This is a genomic window from Collimonas sp. OK412 (genome assembly GCF_900112135.1).
In the GTDB taxonomy this organism is placed as follows: Bacteria; Pseudomonadota; Gammaproteobacteria; order Burkholderiales; family Burkholderiaceae_D; genus Collimonas; species Collimonas rhizosphaerae.
Genome location: NZ_FOLC01000002.1, coordinates 302857 through 317718, shown reverse-complemented (window position 1 = coordinate 317718; position 14862 = coordinate 302857). Strand labels below are relative to the sequence as shown.

14 protein-coding genes are annotated in these 14862 nt (G+C 61.8%); 5 read left to right on the top strand and 9 right to left on the bottom strand.

All coding sequences use genetic code 11. The features are described from left to right. Positions 1-5: 5 nt before the first annotated feature. The 3 genes from BM062_RS04025 to BM062_RS04015 are packed head-to-tail and all read left to right on the top strand — an operon-like array spanning position 6 to position 2865. Entirely contained in the window at positions 6-764 is a 759-nt protein-coding gene (locus tag BM062_RS04025; RefSeq protein WP_175500872.1) for an amino acid ABC transporter ATP-binding protein, read from the top strand. Between the two features lie 28 nt (positions 765-792). Beyond that, positions 793-2088: an NAD(P)/FAD-dependent oxidoreductase gene (locus tag BM062_RS04020; protein ID WP_092393479.1), complete on the top strand. Its 1296-nt coding sequence runs from the start codon at positions 793-795 to the stop codon at positions 2086-2088. 30 nt (positions 2089-2118) lie between these two features. Further along, positions 2119-2865 carry an aspartate/glutamate racemase family protein gene (locus BM062_RS04015; RefSeq protein WP_092393476.1) on the top strand — a complete coding sequence of 249 codons (747 nt, stop codon included), beginning with the start codon at positions 2119-2121 and terminating at the stop codon, positions 2863-2865. A 2-nt stretch (positions 2866-2867) separates the two neighbouring features. Here the strand turns inward: BM062_RS04015 and BM062_RS04010 are convergent, their stop codons facing one another. The 3 genes from BM062_RS04010 to BM062_RS04000 form a co-directional block, all read right to left on the bottom strand. Next, a complete protein-coding gene (locus BM062_RS04010) occupies positions 2868-3428 on the bottom strand; it encodes a hypothetical protein (RefSeq protein WP_139219989.1) in 561 nt (186 codons plus the stop codon). Positions 3429-3669: 241 nt separating this feature from the next. After that, positions 3670-4110 carry a transposase gene (locus tag BM062_RS04005; RefSeq protein WP_092393470.1) on the bottom strand — a complete coding sequence of 147 codons (441 nt, stop codon included), beginning with the start codon at positions 4108-4110 and terminating at the stop codon, positions 3670-3672. A 24-nt stretch (positions 4111-4134) separates the two neighbouring features. Beyond that, entirely contained in the window at positions 4135-4350 is a 216-nt protein-coding gene (locus BM062_RS04000) for a hypothetical protein (RefSeq protein WP_092393467.1), read from the bottom strand. A 688-nt stretch (positions 4351-5038) separates the two neighbouring features. Here BM062_RS04000 and BM062_RS03995 point away from each other — a divergent pair. Then, the gene (locus BM062_RS03995; protein WP_139219988.1) at positions 5039-6781 is read left to right on the top strand and encodes a hypothetical protein; all 1743 of its coding nucleotides are present in this window, start codon (positions 5039-5041) and stop codon (positions 6779-6781) included. 14 nt (positions 6782-6795) lie between these two features. Beyond that, positions 6796-7329: a hypothetical protein gene (locus BM062_RS03990; protein WP_092393461.1), complete on the top strand. Its 534-nt coding sequence runs from the start codon at positions 6796-6798 to the stop codon at positions 7327-7329. A 65-nt stretch (positions 7330-7394) separates the two neighbouring features. Here the strand turns inward: BM062_RS03990 and BM062_RS03985 are convergent, their stop codons facing one another. From BM062_RS03985 to BM062_RS03960, 6 genes are all read right to left on the bottom strand, one after another. Then, a complete protein-coding gene (locus BM062_RS03985; protein WP_139219987.1) occupies positions 7395-7784 on the bottom strand; it encodes an STN domain-containing protein in 390 nt (129 codons plus the stop codon). Between the two features lie 87 nt (positions 7785-7871). Next, complete coding sequence (locus tag BM062_RS03980; RefSeq protein ID WP_092393455.1) at positions 7872-10322, bottom strand: TonB-dependent siderophore receptor; 2451 nt, start codon at positions 10320-10322, stop codon at positions 7872-7874. A gap of 70 nt (positions 10323-10392) precedes the next feature. Then, positions 10393-11349 carry a FecR domain-containing protein gene (locus BM062_RS03975; protein ID WP_092393451.1) on the bottom strand — a complete coding sequence of 319 codons (957 nt, stop codon included), beginning with the start codon at positions 11347-11349 and terminating at the stop codon, positions 10393-10395. Next, positions 11346-11846: a sigma-70 family RNA polymerase sigma factor gene (locus BM062_RS03970; protein ID WP_092393448.1), complete on the bottom strand. Its 501-nt coding sequence runs from the start codon at positions 11844-11846 to the stop codon at positions 11346-11348. The genes BM062_RS03975 and BM062_RS03970 overlap by 4 nt, the downstream gene beginning before the upstream one ends. Before the next feature lie 681 nt (positions 11847-12527). After that, positions 12528-13268 carry an aspartate/glutamate racemase family protein gene (locus BM062_RS03965; RefSeq protein ID WP_092393445.1) on the bottom strand — a complete coding sequence of 247 codons (741 nt, stop codon included), beginning with the start codon at positions 13266-13268 and terminating at the stop codon, positions 12528-12530. A gap of 2 nt (positions 13269-13270) precedes the next feature. Further along, positions 13271-14734: an NCS1 family nucleobase:cation symporter-1 gene (locus tag BM062_RS03960; protein ID WP_092393443.1), complete on the bottom strand. Its 1464-nt coding sequence runs from the start codon at positions 14732-14734 to the stop codon at positions 13271-13273. Between the last annotated feature and the right edge of the window lie 128 nt (positions 14735-14862).

Below are 14862 nucleotides of genomic sequence, written 5' to 3'. Positions count from 1 at the left end.
GCGCAATGATTTCCATCAGCAACCTGAAGAAATGTTTCGGCGACAACGTTGTCCTGAAAGATATCTCCCTGCAGATCAGCAAGGGTTCCGTGGTCGCGATGATCGGCCCCTCCGGCTCCGGCAAGTCGACCCTGCTACGCTGCATCAACCTGCTCACGGTCCCCGACTCCGGCGTGGTCGATGTCGGCGGCCAGTCGATCGTCTTCGACGGCAAGAAGACGGCGCTGCCGAAAGCGCGCGACCTGGCGAAATTCCGCTCCAAGACCGGCATGGTGTTCCAGCACTTCAACCTGTTTCCGCACATGACCGTGCAGCAGAATGTGATGGAAGGCATGGTGACGGTACTGAAGATACCGAAACAGGAAGCGCGCGCCGCAGCCGACGCCCTGCTGCAGCGGGTTGGCCTGGGCGATCGCGCGGACGCCTATCCAGGCATGCTGTCGGGCGGACAAAAGCAGCGCGTTGCGATCGCCAGGGCGCTGGCCATGAAGCCCGACGTGATGCTGTTCGACGAAGCCACTTCCGCGCTCGATCCTGAACTGGTGGGCGAAGTGCTGAACGTCATCCGGTCGCTGGCGGCGGACGGCATGACCATGATCCTGGTGACGCATGAAATCGCGTTTGCCAAGGAAGTCGCCGACCAGGTGATTTTCATGCGCGACGGCGTCGTGGTCGAATCCGGGCCGCCAGCTATCGTCATCGACAATCCGGCGCAGGAAGCGACACGCAGCTTCCTGTCGCGGTTCAAGAATAGCGGCGGCTGAGTGCAGCGCCCGACCCCGAGGAAACAGCTTGGATCCGATTGAGAACCGGCCCGCGAAGCTGCCCACTCCCTTGCGCGTGGTGGTCATCGGCGCCGGCATTGTCGGCGCTGCCTGCGCCATCGAGTTGCTGCGCGACGGTCACCATGTCATCCTGCTTGATCCAGGCCAGCCGGGCGGGACCCAGGCCGCCAGCTACGGCAATGCCGCATGGCTGAGCCCGGCTTCGGTGGTGCCGATGTCGATGCCCGGCCTGTGGAAAAAACTGCCCAAGTATCTTTTCGATAAAAACAGCCCCTTGACCATCCGCTGGAGCGCCCTGCCGTCGCTGCTGCCCTGGCTGACCAGGTTCGTCTGGGCCGGCGCCAGCGTGGCCCGGGTCGAAGCCACCGCGCGCGCATTGTCAGCCCTGCTCCACGACGCGCCGTCACGGCACCGCGCGCTGGCCCAGGAAGCCGGCGTGCCGCAGCTGATTGTGAGCCGCGGCCTGCTGTATGCCTATCCCGACCGCGCCGCCTTCGAGGCGGAAGCGCTGGCCTGGCGCTTGCGGCGCGACAATGCGGTGCGCTGGAAAGAGCTGGAGGCGCCGGCAATACGCGAACTGGTTCCCGCACTTGACCACCGCTATCAATTCGCCATCCTGGTCGAGCAAGGCGCCAACTGCGTCGATCCGGGCGCCTATGTGGCAGCGCTGGTGCGCCACGCGCAAAGCCAGGGAGCCATCCTGCAGCGCGCCGCGGCGACCGGGTTCGACCTGCAAGGCGGCCGCCTGCGCGCCGTCCTTACCGACCGCGGCGAACTCGCCTGCGAGCGTGCCGTCATCGCCGCCGGCATTCACTCCAAGGCCCTGGCCAGGTCGGTCGGCGACAAGGTCTGCATGGAAAGCGAGCGCGGTTATCACATCATCCTGGAAAATCCGCCGGTCGAACTGGCATTGCCGGTCATGCCGGCGGACGCCAAGACCGGCAACACTTCGACCCTGGCCGGCCTGCGCATCGCCGGCCAGGTGGAACTGACCAGGCTGCATGCGGAGCCGGACTGGCGCCGCGCCGACACCTTGCTGCGCCACGCCGCGGCAACCTATCCGGCGCTCGCCGCGGCAATCGGGACGGCCGCCGTCCAGCGCTGGATGGGGCACCGGCCGTCCACCACCGACGGCCGCCCGGTGCTCGGGCCGGCGTCCGGCTGCCAGGACGTGATCCATGCTTTCGGACATGGCCATGTCGGCCTGGCGTCGGGACCGGTTTCCGGCCGGCTGGTGGCCGACCTCATATCCGGCCGGCCAACTGTCGTCGATCCGGCGCCTTATTCGGTGACGCGCTTCTAGCTTAAACTTGCATTCAATTCGGGAGATATCATGATCGTTCGCGGCGGACGCGCCATCTATGGGGAAAGTGTCGGCATCCTGGTGCTGGATACGAAATTTCCGCGCATTCCAGGCGATATCGGCAACGCCACTACCTTCGACTTCCCGGTGCGCTACCAGGTCGTGCCTGGCGCCACGCCGGAACAGATCGTCGCCGCCCCCGACCGCGCACGCGCGCTGCTGCCGTCGTTTATCGAAGCGGCCACAGGGCTGGAGCGCGACGGCGTGCGCGCCATCACCACCACCTGCGGTTTCCTGACGGTAGTCCAGGATGAAATTGCCGAAGCTGTCAGCGTACCGGTCATCACCTCAAGCCTGTTCCTGGTTCCGCTGCTGCGACGCATGCTCGGCCCCAAACGCACCATCGGCGTGGTTACCGCGGATGCGCACAGCCTGTCGGACGCTCACCTGCGCGCCGCCGGCATCGAGCCGGGCTGGCGGCTGCTGGTCAGGGGTATGCAGTCAAGCCCGTCTTTCGGGACCATCCTGGGCACCGGCAACGATCCCGATCATGCGCTTGACGTCGACCAGGCCAGGCGCGATGTCGTGGCGGCGTGCCAGGCGATGCAAGCCGAAGCGCCAGACCTGGGAGCCTTCCTGTTCGAATGCACCAACCTGCAGCCATACGCGACGGCTGTACAGGCCGCCACAGGGCTGCCCATCTTCGGCATCTACCATGTCGTCAACCTGCTGCACTCAGCGGTTATATCGCCGAACTTTATGCGCGGCTACCTGTAATCTCACGCGCGGATGCTGACGGAGCGCGCCATCAAGGCCCAAAGCGCGCTGCTCCATAAAATCAGGCCGGTGCCCAAGCATCCAACCGGACTTGCGGGGCCGGCCGGCGCCAGTAACGGATAAATGACAGCAAGCAGCATGAGCGCGGCGCCGGTCATGTAGTGCGGGCGCCACGCAAAAACATAAGCCAGCGGCAGGAAATGCAAGCCGACGATGAAGATGATGGCTGGAATGATCCAGCCGGACAATCCAAAATGCACCAGTACCTGCCCGACCACGAAAATAACTACCCACTGGGCCACATTGACGATGTTGAAAATGCGGCTGGCCCTGCGTCGCGAGGGCAAAGCTGCCTCGGCTGCGCGCGCCAGCCTGTAGCGGCGATAACGGCGGTAGGAAAACCCAGCGAGAACGGCTGCCAGCACCATTACCATGGCAAAGAAAACCGGACGGCCATCGAATGTCAGGTAGATCCAAAAACAAAGCCAGGCGCCGCCGAAAATGCTGAAAAACATGGCGCCGATCGCTCGGCCGGCGCGCCGTGACTCAAGAGACTGGTTCATGATGATGAATTGGCTACCTGTTTTATGCGTCGTGGCAGGGAATTATCTTGTTGCACCTTGTAGCTTTCGCTGCTGCAATTTAAGCACCTGTTTTGCGGCAGCTTTATCTGCGCTTGGCGAACCTTGGAATGCTATCAGATAGTCCTTCACGTCAGGGAATGAAACGGTAAAAAGATAAATCATGTGGCCGGGCGAAATCTACAGCTTCCTTTTTAGAAAATTGCCCTTCCTGCACCAAGTGTCACTCGTTCACCAGACGCAGCCAGTGCAAGGTCGAATCGTCCTCTGTCGACAGCACCGGCTTGGGGCCGCCAACGTGCTGCATGGCTGCTGCAAAGCTGTCCCGGCTATCGGCCCTTTGGGACCGGTGCGCGATTCTCATGCTCCAGGCATCGCCATAGGCAGCGATGTGTTCAAGCATCGCGCACAACTCCCGGTCATCGCGCGTTTGCGCCGCCAGGCGGCGCCAGACGGCGTTTTTATTCCAGCGCACGAAACGCATGTAGGTGGTGTTCCACCTGCCGAACCGGGCCGGCAAATCGTGCCAGAGCCGGTGCCCGGCCGAAACCCACAAGACAGCCTCGATAAACAGGCGATTATTGCGCGCCCTGGCGCCGCTGTCGCCGACCTTCCCCGTCATCAGCGGCTCCAGCTTTTCCCATTGTGCATTTCGCAGTTTCATGACAAAGACAGCCTCGCGCCGTTCCTATTTAGTGCGCTTTTCCAGCGCCAGGCGCTGGCGCCGGCGGTTTTCCTGGCAGCGGTAGCAAATCCAGCGCCGGGTCTTGCTGCATTCGACGAAACCTCCTTCGCTAGCGGCCACCTCGCCTTGGTGATGCGCACAAAACCGCTTGCCGGTGGCGTTCGCGGCTGCTTCGGTGACCAATGCCGGCCGGTCTGTGCGCTGTGAATAGGCACTCATTGCGCATTCCTTTCAAAAACGTCAAGCAAATCCCGCGCTGCCGTCCGGCTTTGCTGCATTGCGCCGGCTCTTGCAGTCGCTCCACTAGACTTGCCCGTCCAAAATGAAAAAAGGGCCAAATTGTGGCCCAATGACTGGCAAACCGTTGGCGCAGTACCGGCCACGCAAAAAAGGGAGACGCCATAAGGCTGGATTGCTGCCGGTTGTCGGGGTTTTGCATGTGCAGGCACTCGCCGACTAATCCTGCGGGCACTGACCGCTTGCGCGGAGCCGTGCCCGGGCCAAGCCAAAATTTTGTTAGCGGCCGGCGCTGAACATGATGCCTGTTGCCCCGGCCGCATTGCGCATTCATCTTTATCAGCTGTATCGCGCCCTCACTAGAGATGCCCCTCGAAAATCAAAAAGGGGCCACGCCGCCGCCTGAACATTACGAGATGGCTTCACAAAAATACAGTTGACGCCTGGCCCTTTTTTCTATCTCGCGGGGCAGGTTAACAAGGCCTGCCGGGGAAATCCTCCACAAGACAAATTCCGCGGCGACTGACTGCTCACTTCTCAACTACCAATAAGGAGTCATGCGCATGTGCAGAAACAGGGAATTGCCGGATCCGGCGAGACACATCTTTGAACCCGGCGGCAAAGCGCCGGGAGTTGAAATGAATGATTCTTTTCACTATCAAGGATGACCATGACAGAACATATTCAACCGAGAGGCAAGCTGGCGGCGGCCACGCTTGCCGCGCTATTCCTGGTAGCCGGCTGCGGCGACGGCAGCAATGCCGGAACGGCCGACGTCCTGGCAAAACAAAACCAGGGCTCGGCAACCACAGCCGCCGTCTCCGGCAAAATCACCTATGACTTTGTGCCCGCGGTCGCCAGCAAGGACCTGCAAGGGCGCTGGCAAGCCAAGCTCGATTACGCAAAAACCGTGAAAAAACCGGCCCGCAACATCGTGGTCGAACTGATTGACGACAAGACAGGCAAGACATTGCTGTCGGCCGAAACCGACGCCCAGGGCAGCTATGTCTTCCAGGCGCCTCTGAATACCGCCGTCCGCGTGCGCGCAAAAGCGCAAATGCTCCGCACCGGCGCCGCCTCCACAGGACCAAGCTGGAATTTCGCGATCCGCGACCACTCATCGGCCGGCTACGGCGTTTCGACCAACGGCGCCTCCCTGTTTGCCATGGAAAGCGCCGCCTTCAACAGCGGCAAACAAGCCAGCGTCCATGACTTGAACGCTGCTTCGGGATGGGATTCGACAAAATCGGCCTATGCAACCTCGCGCGCAGCCGGGCCGTTCGCCATCCTTGACACGGTCTATAACGCCAGCCACAAAGTATTGGAAGCCGATAAAAACCTGGCTTTCCCGCCTCTTAACGTTTTCTGGAGCCCGGGCGACACGGATGGCACTTACTTCGGCAGCGAGAAGGGCAAATCCTATTCCAGGGGCTTGCATATCCTCGGCCAGGCAGACGTCGACACCGACGAGTACGACGCCGGCGTGATTGCGCATGAGTGGGGGCACTATTTCCAGGCCAGCTTCTCGCGCGACGACAGCACCGGCGGCCAGCACGGACAGGGCGACCTGCTCGACATGCGCCTGGCGTTCAGCGAAGGCTGGGGCAATTCGTTTTCCAGCATGGCGCGCAATGATCCCATGTACGTCGATACCAACGGCAAGGGCCAGGGCAAGCGCGCGGTGGTTTTCAAGGTCGACGACATTCCGGCCGACGATCCGAAAGCCTGGTTCAGCGAAACAGCGGTACAGTCCGTGCTGTATCGCCTGCACCAGTCGCCAGACATCGGCTTCGGCCCCATCTACCAGGCCATGGCAGCCCAGAAGACATCGCCTGCTTTCACCAGCCTGTTTTCATTCGCAGCCTCGCTGCGCGGGAAAATCAATGCCGCCGGCCAAGCCACGCTGGACAGCTTGCTGACCGAGGTCAATACGGTCGACAAGGGCAACCTGGACATGTTCGGCGCCAAACAAACGGACCTGCCGCCGTCCGTTGCCGCGGCCAACAAGGATTTTGTGCTGCCGGTCTACAGCCTGCTTGACGTCGGCGTGCAAACCACGGCCCAGACAGCCGGCAAGGAAAGCACGGCGTGCAACACCACGGCATACGACGCGGGCAACAATTACAATAAGCTCGGCATATATCGCTATTTGCGCTTCAGCGTCGCGGAAAAAGGCAAATACCGGCTGCGCATCGTTCCCGACCAAGGCTTGGCGCCTTACTTCCAGCTATACAGCAAGGGAGCGGAGCTGGCCGGCGATACCGTCAAGCATCAGCTCACCGAAGATCCGGACCATCCCGGCACTTATTATGCAAACTACGATTTGCCGGCGCAAAATGACTACACCGCCTCGCTGACCACCGTCGGCGATGCTCCAGGATGCTTCAAGCTCCTACTGACCCAAGTCAAATGAAAGGGAGAACAATCATGAGAATCAAACATATCCTGGGCAACGGCACGCTGGTTTTTGCAGCCATTGCCGGCCATGTGCAATACAGTGCGGCCAAACCGCTGCAGCCTGCCGATCCCGGCAAGGCAGCGGCGAAAAGCCAGCAGCCCGAAGGTAAAATCGGGGCGCCGGTGAGCGTTGAATTGATATCCGGCGCGACCACCGGCAAGAACGTCACGTTGCCGGTGCAGCTGCAATTCAAGACCGGCCAGCCGAATACTACCCTGCAGGTGGAATACCGCGGCAACGACGGCTTGTCGCTTGTCACTCTCGGCACCGCTACGCTGGTCAGCAACCAGCAAGGGATCGTCACCGATACGCCGAACGTGCGGGCGGCGGCTGACGGCGTGTACGACCTGAATGTCTTCGTCACGATTGGCGAACGCACCCGGGCTGTCTCGATTCCCGTCACCGTGGGCAACGCCAAGCCGGTGAAGAAAGCTGCAGGCAAGGCCATGCGCACGCCGCAAGGCGAAAACCTGACGATCATGCCGGCGCAGGAATCGCACTAAGCGGCCGCGAGCCATGCCGGGGAGCGATGCAACGACGGTCGATCCCCGGCAAGACCTGCCGCGGCCTATTCAGGCGGCCGAATCTCGGCCGGCGCAATAGCGGGCGTTTCATGGCGGTATGGCGCAGCGCGCGCAGGCGCCTGCGCTATCCCTCGCAACAGGTATCCCTGTTCCGCTTTCGCCACGCTTTCCAGGCCGGTGCCCCGCAACAACCTGGCAAATGCTTCGACCAGCGGAAAATTTCCCTCCAGGCCCGGGCTGCATTTGTTGCGCACCGACTCCGGTTCATAGATGATCGAAATGCCTGCCGCCGCGGCAAACAGGGCAAGCTTCTGGCTCAACGGTCCGGCGGTGATGGCATAGCTGCGCCCTGCTTCAGCGCCGGCTACGCGCAGGGACAGCGCTGCCGCGAGCAGCAAACCCCATACCGTGTATCGTGCGCGTTGAAAGGCCATACCGTGTAATCTCTTGTTCGCTCATCGCTAAAGCACCCTTACTTGATTGCCCCGCGAAACAGGAAAAAAGGCCAAGGCCTTCCGAGCTCAGAAATTGTAGCGGCCGGTCAGCACGATGGTGCGCCCCTGCTCAAAGCCGCTGCCTTCCGGGATGCTGGCGAAGCTGCCATACAGCTTGCGGTCGAAGATGTTCCTCACCCCAAGCGTAAGCGACCACAGCCGGGATTTGTAGCGCAGGTTGGCATCGCTGCTGAACTGGCCGCCCATATAGGCGTCGTTGATGTTGCGGTAGCCGCCTCGGCTGCTCATGCCCAGGCCGTAGCCCCAGCCTCGCCAGCCGGGGCTCTGCAGATCGTAGGTGCTCCAGAAACTGGCCTGGTGGCGCGCCACGCGATTCACCGCAAAAGAAAAATCGGTCGGCTGCCCGGCCTTGAATCCGGTGTAGCTATAGGATGCAATCAGGTTCCATCCCGGCGCCGGGCTCCCGGCCACGTCCAGCTCCACGCCGTGGCTGACAGTGGGCGGCAGCGACCCCAGCAGCCGGGTGACGCCGGCAACGTCCGTTTCGCCATACAGGATGTTGGAATGGGTCGCCCGGAACACCGATGCCGTAAGCAGCAGACGTTCGTCGAGCAGGTCGAGCTTCAATCCCGCTTCGATCGATTTGCCTTCGGTCGACGGAAAATTATAGATTCCCGCAGGACCGCCGTTGGGACCGGGCCCTGAAGCCTGCGCCTGCAGCACAAAACTCTTTTGCTGGTTAACGTACGCCATCATGCTGTCGGTCAACTGATATGCCAGGCCGATGTTGTAGACCGGCTTGCTGCGCGGATGCAGCGCGGTGTCCTCGCCGGCCTGCGCATCGATGCTGTGGGACCAGGCCTTGGTATAACCGAGATTGGCCAGCAAATGCCAGCGCCGCCAGCTCAGCTGGTCTTGCAAGAACCAGTTGGTGGTGTGGTAGTTCTGCGAAGATGACCCCTGCATCGGGGCCAGCCCGGACTGGGAAACTTCCGGCAGGCTGTCCGCCGACAAGGAGGCCAGGACAGGATTGCCGATTTCGATCAGCGGCGCCGGCCGCCAGCTATGGTGCAGGGCGACGCCGGCCAGCACGACATGTTTTACCGGACCGGTAAAAAAACTGCCGTGTACGCTATTCTCGACATTCCAGCCGTAAGACTTCGCCTCCCCCGTCTGCGGCTGGCAGTTTCTCATTGCCGAACCGGTGCTGTCAGCCACGAAGCTTTGTACGCAATCGTAGGCCTGGTAGGACACCTGGGTCTTCATGTAATTGCCCTTGCTCTGCCAGCTCCAGCCGCCGCCCAGCTTCTGCTGCCAGTCGTAGCTGGCGCCGACGCTGGTGTTGCGGGTGCCGTCGTCAACTCCGCCGAACGGCCCGAAACCGCTGCTTGCATGCAGGTTGCGCTGGTAGCTCAGGCCGACCACCGCCGTGGTGTCGCCGTGGCGGTAACCGATCGATGGCGCGGCATACACCTCGCGCGCGCTGTCATAACGTCCGGTTGCATTCGGGTCGCGGTTGCCGGACAGGATCAGCCTGTGCGTCCATGCCTGGTCGTCCGACAGCGCGCCGGCGAGATCGAGCGTCAGCCGCTGGTGGCCATAGCTGCCGGCTTCTACCGTCAACTCGCGCACCGGTTCGGCTTGCGGACGCTTGGTGACGATGTTCACCAGGCCGCCCGGCTCCATCTGGCCGTTGGCGATGATCGAATCGGCGCCCTTGAGCACGTCGATGCGCTCGATGGCCGCCAGCGGCGTATGCAGCGGCGAGCTGGCGTTGTCGATGGGAGATGGCCCCTGCTCCAGGCCGTTGATGCGGGACGGCGCGGCAAACCCGCGGATATAGATGGCCGAATCCACGCCGCGGTTGTAGATGTTGACGCCGCTGACGTCATGCAAGACATCCAGCAGCGACTGCGCCTGCTGGCTTGCCATGACATCCTTGGTCACCACCTGCACCGATTGCGCAATCTCGGACAGCAGCGCATCGTTGCGCGTCGCGCTGCTGCTGGTGGCGGCGGCAAATCCTTGCGCCGGCCCGGGCGCCTCAGCGGTCCCGGTGACCGTCATTGCCATCAGAATCGTATCCTCCCTTGCTGCGGCTCCCGCAGCCACCGCGGCGGCGGCAGCAGCCGCAGGCGGCGTCGGCGCGGCGGCCCGCAGCAGGTATCCACCCTCTGCCTTGGCGGCGGCTTCCAGCCCGGTGCCGTTGAGCAGGCGAGCCAGCGCTTCGGCGACCGGATAACGGCCTGCCAGCCCCGGACTGTATTTGTCTTGCACCAGGGCCGCATCGTAGGCAAGCGAAATGCCGGCCTTGACGGCGAACACCGCCAGCGCCTGGTTCAGCTTGCCGCCGGCGATCGAATAGTCTTTTGCCGGCTGCAGCACCTGCGCCAAGGCTGACTGCGGGACAAGCAGGCCGGCCGAGACCAGGCAACAGCACGCAACATGCATGCGGATTGCCGCCGACAGCGGCAGTGTGGTTGCGGAAATCCGTCGCCGAGAGTTGTGCAGCACCATGCGAATTGCTTTCTCGGTCGACCGCGCCGGCGCCGGGCCGGCAGCCGTCCCTGCCAGAAACCCTTGCACCCTAGGCAGCCCTTACCGTGACCCAGTACTGGGTGATTCTCTCTATCCGCACCGGCAGCACTTTGCTGAGCAGGAGCAGCGCCTGGTCGGTATCCTTCAGCTGGAAAGCGCCCGAGACGCGCTGGTCCGCGACCGCCGGATCGCAGCTGAGCCGGCCGTGGCGGTAACGCGAGAGTTCGTCGACAAAATCGGCCAGGCGCATCTTGTCGGCAAACAGCACGCCTTGCGACCATAGCGCCTGGCTGTCGTCGGCCGCCTGCACCGGCCCGGCCCGGTTCGCGGTAAAGCTGCACTGCTGGCCGGCTTGCACCACCACGCCCGGCGCTTTCAAAGGCGTCAGCTCGACGGCTCCTTCAAACACCGCCACATGGCTGCGCATGCCTTCTTGCCTGACATCGAAACGGGTGCCGAGCGCGCGCAGCATGCCCTGCCGCGTCTGCACCCTGAACGGGCGCGCCGGCAGCATCTTGTCGGCAGCGGTGGTCACCAGCACTTCGCCGGTGTAAAGCTGGACCAGCCGCTGGCGGCTGTCGAACCTGACGTCGACCGAACTGGCGGTATTGAGCACCAGCTGCGTGCCGTCCGCCAGCGCAATCGTGCTGCGCTCGCCGGTTGCGGTCTGGTAGTCCGCGCTCCAGTCCTCCCACGGCAGCTTGGCGGCCAGCCACGCCACCGGCGCTGTAGTCAGCAGCAGGGCCAAGGCCTTGAGCGCCGCACGGCGCCGCTGCGGGCATGCCACGGGGCGGTCGAGCACCGGCATGCCCAGCTCGGGCGGAATGTCGCTGAATGCATCGGTAAGCCGTTGCGCGCACTGCCACGCACGCTGGTGTTCGGGGCTGCGCGAACGCCAGTGCTGCCAGGCTTGCTGGTCGGCTTCGGTGGCGTCGTCGCTGTGCAGCTTCATCAGCCAGGTGGCGGCTTCACGGATGATCGCCGGATTGATCAAGGTCTCTGTCATGGCAAGGAAAACATCAGGCACTGTTCAAAACCCAGCACCATGTGGCGCTTCACGGTCCTGACGGAAATATTCAGCTGCTCGGCGATCTCGGCGTAAGTCAGGCCTTCCAGCTGCGACAGCAGGAAAGTGCTACGCGCCTTGGGCGGCAGGCGGTCCAGCATGGCGTCGATTTCAAATAAGGTCTCAAGCAGGATGGCGCGGTATTCTTGCGACGGCGCCAGCGCTTCGGGCAACAGGGCCAGCGTTTCCAGGTAGGCGCGCTCGAGCGCTTCGCGCCGGTAGGCATTGGCCACCAGGCCTTTGGCGATGACCGTCAGGTAGGCGCGCGGCTCTTCGATCACCTCGATCGCAGGCTTCAGCAAGACCCGTACAAAAGTGTCTTGCGCGATATCCGCAGCGTGGTCGATATTGCCGAGGCGCCTGCGCAACCATCCCACCAGCCAGTTGTGGTGATCGATGTACAGCGACTGCAACGGCGTGGCCTCCACCTTGGGCATGAGCGGCTCTCCTAACAATGTGCTTCTTTCAAAGCCAAGAAAAAATCAGCGATGCTGACAGTTGCATGCAAGCGGCCAGCCTTTGCCGGCCGTCGCTTTTCCACGCAAAAGAAAAACATCGCAAGGGTGCGTTGCGCTTTTCCTCTACTCAATCCAAGACCAAAATGTATGACCAATGTGCGTTGATCGTCAACAAGACGACAGGAACAAAACAACACAATCACCACTAAACATTTAATTATTTGAACATTCCTCTATTTGCGTTCAGCGATTCTGACCGGCGATGCCCGATTGTTACCTTGGATTTATTGGACATTCGCATGGCGCCTGGCTGAAGCATCTGTACAGGAATGCGTCACATGGCTTGCGCGCGGCGCAGCCCTGCTGCAGATGAAGCAATATCGAGGCCAAGATACAGCCGATTGCTCCTGTTTGCGGGTCGAAAAATAAATATGGAAATTTAAAAAAATAATGGCACTTTTTTTTGCCTCAAGTGGCAATGCATATGAGCAGGCCGTAATGTGCGAGCAGGAATTTTCGGAGGATGTTTAAAGAATCCGCTAAACAATCATTGCGATTGGCTCACGGCAAGCGCACCTTTGGTGCATGGCGCACGGCGGAAATGCAGAACCGCAAGGACGGGCAAATGCTGGCCGTACAGCCCGACCTCCGGGCGGCCCCTTATCGCGGCTCCCAGGCGAACTTTTCCAGCGAACCGGTATAAGGCTTCGCCAGGGGAAACGCCAGGTCGCCGCGCTTGCCGGTCTTCAGGCCCAGCTGCACCAGGCTTTCGGCCAGTTTCAGCGCCACCGCCACGCCGTCGATCACGGCGATGCCCAGCTCCTCTGCAAGCACCTTGCAGAGGTCGCTCATGCCGGCACAGCCGAGCACGATACTGTCGACCCTGTCCTGCTCCATCGCCTGCCGGCATTCGGCGAGGATGGTGCGGTAGGCGTCCGAGCCGGGCCGCTCCAGGTCCAGCACATTCAGTTCGCAGGCGCGCACCTTGCGGCAAAAGCGCTGCATGCCGTACCTCTCTGCCAGGTGCCAGGCGATGCCGCAGGTCCGTTCGAGCGTAGTGACCACGCTGAAACTGTCGCCGACCAGGCTGGCTGCATGCATCGCCGCTTCGGCGATGCCGATCACCGGTCCGCGTGCGGCTTCGCGTGCGGCGTACAGGCCGGGGTCGCCGAAACAGGCGATCACATAGGCATCGACGCCGGCAGCCTCGCCCTTCCTTATTTCATCGAGGATGCCCGGCACGCTCAGCGCTTCGTCGTAGTGGCTCTCGATCGACGCCGGCCCCATGTCCGGACTGACCGCAATCACCTCGGTGCCGGCAGCCGCCACCCGGCGCGCGCAAAGGCCGATCTTCTCGGTCATGCTCCAGGTCGTGTTGGGATTGATGACTTTGATTTTCAAGGTCAGGCGCTCGCTGCTCCTGCCGTTTTCGGCGCCGGCTGCTTATCGCTGATGGTCCAGTAGATCGCCAGGCCGCACGCCATGCCGATGAACCAGCTGAAGTTGGCCAGGCTGCCGAGGGACGGCAGCAATACGCACAGGACCGGAATCGCGGCCGCCGGGACCAGCGCGATGATGGCCTTGGGGTTATAGCCGTTGCTGTACCAGTAAGCGCCTTTGCGGTCCATGGTGTACAGGTCGTCGACGATCACCTGCTGTTTCTTCACCAGGTAGAAGTCGGCAATCAGGATGCCGAACAAGGGGCCGATGAAAGAACCCAGGATATCGAGCGTGTAGTGGATCACATGCGGATTGTTGAACAGGTTCCAGGGCGTGATGAAAATCGAAGCGACCGCGGCGATCATGCCGCCCATGCGCCAGCTGACCAGCTTCGGCGCCACGTTGGAAAAGTCGAAAGCCGGCGACACGAAGTTGGCGACGATGTTGATGCCGACCGTGGCGATCATGAAAGTCAGGCCGCCCAGCACCACTGCAAAGGTGTTGTCGATATGGCTCACCATCTCCACCGGATCGGTGATCAGCTTGCCGTACAGCGGCAAGGTGGCGGCGATGCAGACTACGGTCAACAGCGAGAAGCCGAGGAAGTTGACCGGCAAGCCCCAGAAATTCCCGCGCTTCACCGATTTGAAATCCTTGCCGTAGCGCGAAAAATCACCGAAGTTGAGCATCGGCCCGGAGAAATAGGACACCACCAGCGCCGTGGCGTTGACCATGACCGGGATCGCCGCCGCGCCGCTGTATTTGATGCCGCCCAGGTTCAGGTCGATATTGCTCCAGCCGGCTTTGCTGATCAGCCAGGCCGCCAGCAGGAACATCACCACGTATACTGCCGGCCCGGCCCAGTCGATGAATCGGCGGATGGCGTCCATGCCGGTCCAGAACACGATCGCCTGCAGCACCCACATCACCATGAAACCCAGCCAGCCCAGGTAAGACAAGCCGGCAAAACCGTATTGCCTGAGGTCGGCGTAGATCGCCAGCTGCGGAAAAAATTTCAATACGATCAGGAGGAAGGCGCCGGACGCCAGGTAAGTCTGGATGCCGTACCAGGCCACGGCAATCAGTCCGCGGATGATCGCCGGAATGTTCGCCCCCAGCACGCCGAAGGTGGTGCGGCAGATGACCGGATAAGGCGCGCTTGTGAGCTGGCTGGGCTTGGCCACCAGGTTGGCGAAGAACTGCACGATCATGATGCCGGCCAGCAGCGCCACCAGCACTTGCCAGCTGCTCAGGCCGAGCGCAAACAGGCTGCCGGCGGTGACATAACCGCCCACGCTGTGCACATCCGACATCCAGAACGCAAAAATGTTGTAGCTGCCCCAGGTCTGTTTTTTCAGCGGCGCCAGGTCGTCGTTGGTCAGCCGGTCGTCATACGAGGGCTTGATAATGGCATTGTGCTGTTCCATCGTGACTCCTACTCCAGGATGTTGAAAATCAAACCGGGCGGAACATCGCCGGGGTCTGGCTTTGATTGGCAAAACCGGCCGATATTGAAATCGCAATAATCATCTACAATCATGTACAAGATTGCGCA

Bases quoted from the DNA above. Each gene is read 5' to 3' on its own strand.
- BM062_RS04025 (WP_175500872.1), top strand. From the start codon at position 6: ATGATTTCCATCAGCAACCTGAAGAAATGTTTCGGCGACAACGTTGTC.
- BM062_RS04015 (WP_092393476.1), top strand. From the start codon at position 2,119: ATGATCGTTCGCGGCGGACGCGCCATCTATGGGGAAAGTGTCGGCATC.
- BM062_RS04010 (WP_139219989.1), bottom strand. From the start codon at position 3,428: ATGAACCAGTCTCTTGAGTCACGGCGCGCCGGCCGAGCGATCGGCGCC.
- BM062_RS04005 (WP_092393470.1), bottom strand. From the start codon at position 4,110: ATGAAACTGCGAAATGCACAATGGGAAAAGCTGGAGCCGCTGATGACG.
- BM062_RS04000 (WP_092393467.1), bottom strand. From the start codon at position 4,350: ATGAGTGCCTATTCACAGCGCACAGACCGGCCGGCATTGGTCACCGAA.
- BM062_RS03995 (WP_139219988.1), top strand. From the start codon at position 5,039: ATGACAGAACATATTCAACCGAGAGGCAAGCTGGCGGCGGCCACGCTT.
- BM062_RS03990 (WP_092393461.1), top strand. From the start codon at position 6,796: ATGAGAATCAAACATATCCTGGGCAACGGCACGCTGGTTTTTGCAGCC.
- BM062_RS03985 (WP_139219987.1), bottom strand. From the start codon at position 7,784: ATGGCCTTTCAACGCGCACGATACACGGTATGGGGTTTGCTGCTCGCG.
- BM062_RS03980 (WP_092393455.1), bottom strand. From the start codon at position 10,322: ATGGTGCTGCACAACTCTCGGCGACGGATTTCCGCAACCACACTGCCG.
- BM062_RS03975 (WP_092393451.1), bottom strand. From the start codon at position 11,349: ATGACAGAGACCTTGATCAATCCGGCGATCATCCGTGAAGCCGCCACC.
- BM062_RS03970 (WP_092393448.1), bottom strand. From the start codon at position 11,846: ATGCCCAAGGTGGAGGCCACGCCGTTGCAGTCGCTGTACATCGATCAC.
- BM062_RS03960 (WP_092393443.1), bottom strand. From the start codon at position 14,734: ATGGAACAGCACAATGCCATTATCAAGCCCTCGTATGACGACCGGCTG.